At 63.2% G+C, this 5778-nt stretch carries 6 protein-coding genes; all 6 read right to left on the bottom strand.

Features of this window, described 5'->3' with window-relative positions; genetic code table 11:
• Positions 1–18: 18 nt before the first annotated feature.
• Entirely contained in the window at positions 19–669 is a 651-nt protein-coding gene (locus Q1V51_RS07485) for a CvpA family protein (RefSeq protein ID WP_300554827.1), read from the bottom strand.
• A 12-nt stretch (positions 670–681) separates the two neighbouring features.
• The gene (gene radA, locus Q1V51_RS07480; protein WP_300554824.1) at positions 682–2052 is read right to left on the bottom strand and encodes a DNA repair protein RadA; all 1371 of its coding nucleotides are present in this window, start codon (positions 2050–2052) and stop codon (positions 682–684) included.
• A 121-nt stretch (positions 2053–2173) separates the two neighbouring features.
• Positions 2174–3256, bottom strand: a complete 1083-nt coding sequence (gene alr / locus Q1V51_RS07475; RefSeq protein WP_300554821.1) for an alanine racemase — start codon at positions 3254–3256, stop codon at positions 2174–2176.
• Positions 3237–4706 carry a replicative DNA helicase gene (locus Q1V51_RS07470; RefSeq protein WP_300554818.1) on the bottom strand — a complete coding sequence of 490 codons (1470 nt, stop codon included), beginning with the start codon at positions 4704–4706 and terminating at the stop codon, positions 3237–3239. Before Q1V51_RS07470 ends, alr begins: the two co-directional genes overlap by 20 nt.
• 297 nt (positions 4707–5003) lie before the next feature.
• Entirely contained in the window at positions 5004–5630 is a 627-nt protein-coding gene (gene rplI / locus Q1V51_RS07465) for a 50S ribosomal protein L9 (RefSeq protein WP_300554816.1), read from the bottom strand.
• Between the two features lie 12 nt (positions 5631–5642).
• A partial coding sequence (gene rpsR, locus Q1V51_RS07460; protein ID WP_300529314.1) for a 30S ribosomal protein S18 occupies positions 5643–5778 on the bottom strand: 136 nt, incomplete at its 5' end.

Below are 5778 nucleotides of genomic sequence, written 5' to 3'. Positions count from 1 at the left end.
GTCGCGGGAACTGCTTGCCTATCGCTCGCCGTCATCATCCTGGCCATCCATCGTCTCACCGATGAGGTCATCTAGGCGGTTTCGATCGCGTCTGCCATAGGACGTGTCATCATTTCTTATAGTTTCTGCAATCGGGTCGTCGTCCGGGTCAGCCAGGGGGGGTGTTTCACCGATGCGTGAACTTTCCGGCGCGAGCACTTGCAGCGCCCGCGCGGTGGCATTGACCATGTTGTAGATGCGCGCCGAGGTGATCTGTTCCGGCGGACGGCCGTCGACGCCGAATGCCGCGGTGTAAAAGATCACCCCCAGGGCCAGCAGGACAAGGCCACGCACGACGCCGAAGATGAAGCCCAGTAGGCGATCCACAACGCTGACATCTTCTCCCTTGGCCAAGCCCTGGGACAGGGACGAGGTCACAAAGGTGACCGCCAGGTAGATGATCAGGAAGACCAGCGCACCGACCGCAAAGGGCGCGACCCAGTCGGGGTCGATCATGGCTCGGGCAGGCTCGTAGAAGGCCGGCATCGCCCAGAGCGTGGCCAGCGAGGCGGCAACGAAGGCGGTGACGGACAGCGCCTCGCGAACAAAGCCGCGCACCAGCGCCAACAAACCCGAAATCAGCAGGATGGTTCCGCCAATAGCGTCAAATGTACTCAAAGACCCGTCCATGAGGGGATCTCCTTACTCACCGGCAATTGCGCGCAGAGTTTGCACCAATTCGAGCGCGGTGGCCACGCCGTCGACGCGAACGTGATCCAATTCGGAGGCACGCGGCGCAATAGCGCGTGTAAAACCAAGCTTTGCGGCCTCCTTGAGACGTGCCTCGGAGCGGCCGACGGGACGAACATCGCCGGAAAGACTAATTTCTCCGTAAACGACACTCTTGGACGGCAGGGACACGTCCAGGGCCGAGGCGACGATGGCGGCGGCGACGGCCAGGTCGGCAGCCGGTTCATTGATCTTCAGACCGCCGGCGACGTTGAGGAAAATATCCTGATTGCCAAAGGCGACGCCGCACCGCGCTTCCAGCACGGCTAGGACCATGGCGAGGCGGCCGCTATCCCACCCGACCACAGCGCGGCGCGGGGTGCCGAAGGCGGCGGGGGCGACCAGGGCCTGGATCTCCGAAAGCACCGGGCGGGTTCCTTCCATGCCGGCAAAGACCACCGAGCCGGCGGTGCCATCCTCGCGCCCGTCGAGAAACAGCGAGGACGGGTTGGGGACTTCGCCCAGCCCCTTATCGCCCATCTCAAATACCCCGATCTCATCGGTCGGACCGAAGCGGTTCTTCACGGCGCGTAGGATACGGAACTGGTGCGAACGCTCGCCTTCGAAATAAAGCACCGCATCGACCATATGCTCGACGACGCGCGGCCCGGCGATCTGACCGTCCTTGGTGACGTGACCGACGAGGATGACGGTGCAATTGCGCTTCTTGGCATAACGCACCAGTTCCTGGGCACAGGCGCGCACCTGGGCCACCGTGCCGGGCGCCGCGGTGAGCTGGTCCGACCACAGCGTCTGGATCGAATCGATGACCACCACGTCGGGCTTTTCCGACTTCAGACCGTCGAGGATGGCGTTGAGCGAGGTCTCCGCAGCCAGTGAAACCGGGGCTTCGGCGAGGCCTAGACGTTTCGCGCGGCGGCGCACCTGGGCCACGGCTTCCTCGCCCGAGATATAGATCGCCCGGGCGTCCTGCTGCGCGAGGCGGGCCATCAGCTGCAGGAGCAGCGTTGACTTGCCAATGCCCGGATCACCGCCGACCAGGATGGCCGAGCCTGGCACCAAACCGCCCCCGGCGACCCGGTCGAGTTCGGTGACGCCAGAGATCAGGCGTTGTGGTTCCGGCGTGTCGGCTCCGAGATCGACCAGATCGAGCTTGGAGCCCCGGCCGCGGGGCTTGCGCGCGGTCGCCTGCGTGCCCAGCGGCGCAGCTGGCGCTTCCTCGACCAGCGTGTTCCATTCCCCGCAAGCATCGCACTTGCCCGCCCATTTCGAGTGTACGGCGCCGCAGGATTGGCAAACATAAAAGCTGTCAGAACGGGCCATTTCAATGTGTCTCCTCTGTGGTCGCGCCAGTTAAGCGGACCCGGGTGACAAAATAAGTCAGGTGGGCGCAGGCGGGCTGTGATCTTGCACACGATTCCCGCCCGTTCGTCCGGCTTCGGTGTCAGCCCGTATAGACGCGGTTGAAGCGCAGGCCGAGGCGAACGAGGAGTTCGTAGGAAATGGTGCCGGCATGGTCGGCAAGCGCATCGAGGTCGGCGCCGAGGACATGGACATAATCGCCGGGATGCACCTCGCCTTGATAGTCGCTCAGATCGACGGAAATCAGGTCCATGGAAACGCGCCCGAGAATAGGTACGGGCTGGCCGTTCAGGCGCGCCATGCCGCCTTCGCCGCATGCCCGCAGTATGCCGTCGGCATAACCCGCAGCGATCGTGGCCGTGCGGATGGAGCGGCCGGCGGTCCAGCTGGCGCCATAGCCGACATTGTCGCCGGGCTGTAGTGTGCGGACCTGCAACACCGGCGCTTCTATCCGGACGCAGACATCGAAATCGGCACCGGGCGCCGGGGCGCCGCCATAAAGGGCCAGACCCGGGCGGGTGACGTCGAACTGGTAGTCGGTACCGAGCAGGACGCCGGCGGAATTTGCGAGGCTTGCGGGAAGGCCGGGCAGGGCGTTGCGGATGGCGGTGAAGCGGTCGAGTTGCTGCTGGTTGAGGGCATGACCGGCCTCGTCCGCACAGGCCAGATGGCTCATGATCTGGCGGACATCGAGACCGTCGAGCAAATTCCCGTCGAGCACGGCCCGGGTTTCGCGCGCATCGAGGCCAAGCCGGTTCATTCCGGTGTCGAAATGGATGGCGCAGGGCAGGTCAGGCGCATGCTCACGCAATTGCTGTAACTGGCCGAGATCATTGATCACCGGAATCAGACCGGCGGTGCGCAGAGTGTCGATCTCGGCCGGCCAGAAACCGTTGAAGACGAAAATCTCGCCCGACCGCTCGGCCAGGGCCTCGCGGGCTTCACGGCCTTCGGAGGTGTGGGCAACGAAGAACTGGCGGCAACCGGCCTCGGCCAGGGCCGGTACGACCTGTTCGGCGCCCAGCCCATAGGCATTGGCCTTGACCACAGCCGCGGTCTCAGAGCCCGGCGCCAGCGCCTGCAGGCGGCGGTAATTGGCGCGGATAATGTCCAGATCAACGACCAGGCGCGGGGCCGGGGCGGTGTCAGTGAGCGCTGTCTTCAAACCGGGTATCAATATCGGAGAACTTCGTACGGGCACCATCAAAGGCCACTTTGGCCGTGCCGATGGCCCCGTGGCGCTGCTTGCCGATGATGACCTCCGCCAGCTTCTCGATCCTGCGAAACTCTTCTTCCCAGGCGAGATATTCCGGCGTGTCCTCACGCGGCTTCTCACGCTCTTTGTAGTACGCTTCGCGGTAAACGAACATCACCACGTCTGCGTCCTGCTCGATCGAGCCGGATTCACGCAGGTCCGAGAGCTGCGGTTTCTTGTCCTCGCGCTGCTCGACCTGACGGGAAAGCTGCGACAGGGCGATGACCGGGACGTTGAGTTCCTTGGCCAGGGCCTTCAGGTTCTGGGTGACGTCGGAGATTTCCTGCACCCGGCCTTCACCGCTTTTCGAGGAGGTGACCAGCTGCAGATAGTCCACCACGATGAGGTCGAGCCCATGGGTGCGCTTGAGGCGGCGGGCGCGTGCGGCGAGAGCGGAGATGGGCAGGCCACCGGTATCGTCGATGTAAAGCGGCAGGCCCTGGATCTCGAGCACCGCATCGCGGATCTCTTCATACTGGGTCGCGTCGATCGTGCCCTGGCGGATCATGTAGCCGGGAATGCCAGTGTAGTCGGCGATCAGGCGGGTCGCGAGCTGTTCGGCCGACATCTCGAGTGAATAGAAGCCGACAACGCCACCATTGGTCGTCTTCTTGGTCCCGTCCGGCTGGATCTCGAACTCGTAATTCTTGGCCACGTCAAAAGCGATATTGGTCGCCAGCGCCGTCTTGCCCATCGAGGGGCGGCCAGCGAGGATGATGAGGTCGGAGGGGTGAAGCCCGCCGAGCTTCTCGTCCAGCGCCCGGATCCCTGCCGAGATACCTGACAGGCCGCCATCACGCTCATAGGCTGCCGCGGCGGTCTCGATGGCCTCGGCGAGGGCCTGCTTGAAGCCGACAAAGCCGCGCTGGGCCGAGCCTTCCTCGGCGAGGTTATAGAGCTGTTGCTCGATGGTCTGGATCAGTTCGCGCGATTTGCGCTCCTGGTCCGTTGAGGCGGAATTGACCAGCTCGTTACCGACCCGGATCAGTTCGCGGCGAAGCGCCAGCTCGTAGATGATGCGGGCATATTCCGGCGCGGCCGCACTGTCGGCCGCGCTCTCTATGAGGATGGCGAGATAGGTAGCCCCGCCAATCTCGCGCAGTCCGTCATCGCGGTCGAAATGGGTCTTCAGCACAACCGCATCAGCCAGCGAGCCCTTGCCGATCAGGTCCGTGGCTGTGTCATAGATGCGCGCATGCACCGGGTCGTAGAAATGCTCCGGCTTGAGCCAGTCGGCGACGCGGTGAAACACTTCGTTGTCGTACAGAAGCGATCCGAGAAAGGCCTGTTCCGCATCCAGATTGTGCGGGATGGTCTCCAGCTGGGTGTCGTCCTCGAAGGGCAGAAGGGCGGTACTCATCTAGACGTATATCCCCAAGACAGCGCGGTTGAGCGGAACCGTCGGTGTTAGTCGCGGCGGCGGCCTGAAGAAAGAGTTGAGGTCATCTTCAGGTGTGAATTCCCAGTGGCTGTGGAAAACGTTGATAACCGCGAATCGAAATCGTTTTCAGGGTATTGCACCGAGCGGACAAAACCGGTCACCCCGCAAATGCCTGTTGGCATTGATCAAAGTTTTCCACAGGCACTCGCACGTCAGGCACGAAAAAGGGCGGACCCTTGGGCCCGCCCTTCAAACTCGTCCGGATCGAGAAAAGGCTTACGCCTCGTCTTCACCGGAAGCGTCTTCAGCAGCCGGAGCCGCTTCGCCGCCAAACTCTTCGTCTTCACGGTCCTGGCCGGCTTCGAAAAGCTCGGCAGCCTGAGCGTCAGCGATGGCGCGATCTTCGTCAGCGGCAGACGCGATAACGTCCTCACCGGCTGCCTGGCGCTCGGCTTCGTCTTCGGAGCGAGCGACATTGATCGAGACATTGACGGAGACGTCAGCGTGCAGACGGATGCGGACCTCGTGCAGGCCCAGCGTCTTGATCGGTGCGTTGATGGCAACCTGACCGCGGGAGACAGAAACGCCGCCCTCGGTAACGATCTCTGCGATGTCGCGCGAGGTCACGGAACCATAAAGCTGACCGCTTTCACCTGCCTGGCGGATAATGACGAAGCTTTCGCCGTCAATCTTCTCGCCGTCGGTGGCTGCAGCAGAAGCGCGCTCGGCGTTACGCTTTTCCAGCGCATCGCGTTCAGCTTCAAAGCGAGCCAGGTTGGCTTCGGTGGCGCGCAGGGCTTTTTCCTGCGGCAGGAGGTAGTTGCGGGCGAAACCCGGGCGCACGGTGACAACATCACCCATGGCACCAAGATTTTCCACGCGTTCCAGAAGAACCAGTTTCATTGCCAGGTCTCCTTAGTCAGCAGCGTACGGCAGCAGGGCCAGCTGGCGGGCGCGCTTGATGGCGCGAGCCAGTTCGCGCTGCTTCTTAGCAGACACGGCCGTGATGCGGGACGGAACGATCTTGCCACGCTCGGACATGTAGCGGAGC

Source organism: Maricaulis sp., assembly GCF_030149235.1.
GTDB lineage: Bacteria > Pseudomonadota > Alphaproteobacteria > Caulobacterales > Maricaulaceae > Maricaulis.
This window is presented reverse-complemented; position numbering and strand designations above follow the sequence as displayed.

Coding starts and splice junctions, on each gene's coding strand:
- Q1V51_RS07485 (WP_300554827.1), bottom strand. CDS start 669: ATGGACGGGTCTTTGAGTACATTTGACGCTATTGGCGGAACCATCCTG.
- radA (WP_300554824.1), bottom strand. CDS start 2,052: ATGGCCCGTTCTGACAGCTTTTATGTTTGCCAATCCTGCGGCGCCGTA.
- Q1V51_RS07470 (WP_300554818.1), bottom strand. CDS start 4,706: ATGAGTACCGCCCTTCTGCCCTTCGAGGACGACACCCAGCTGGAGACC.
- rplI (WP_300554816.1), bottom strand. CDS start 5,630: ATGAAACTGGTTCTTCTGGAACGCGTGGAAAATCTTGGTGCCATGGGT.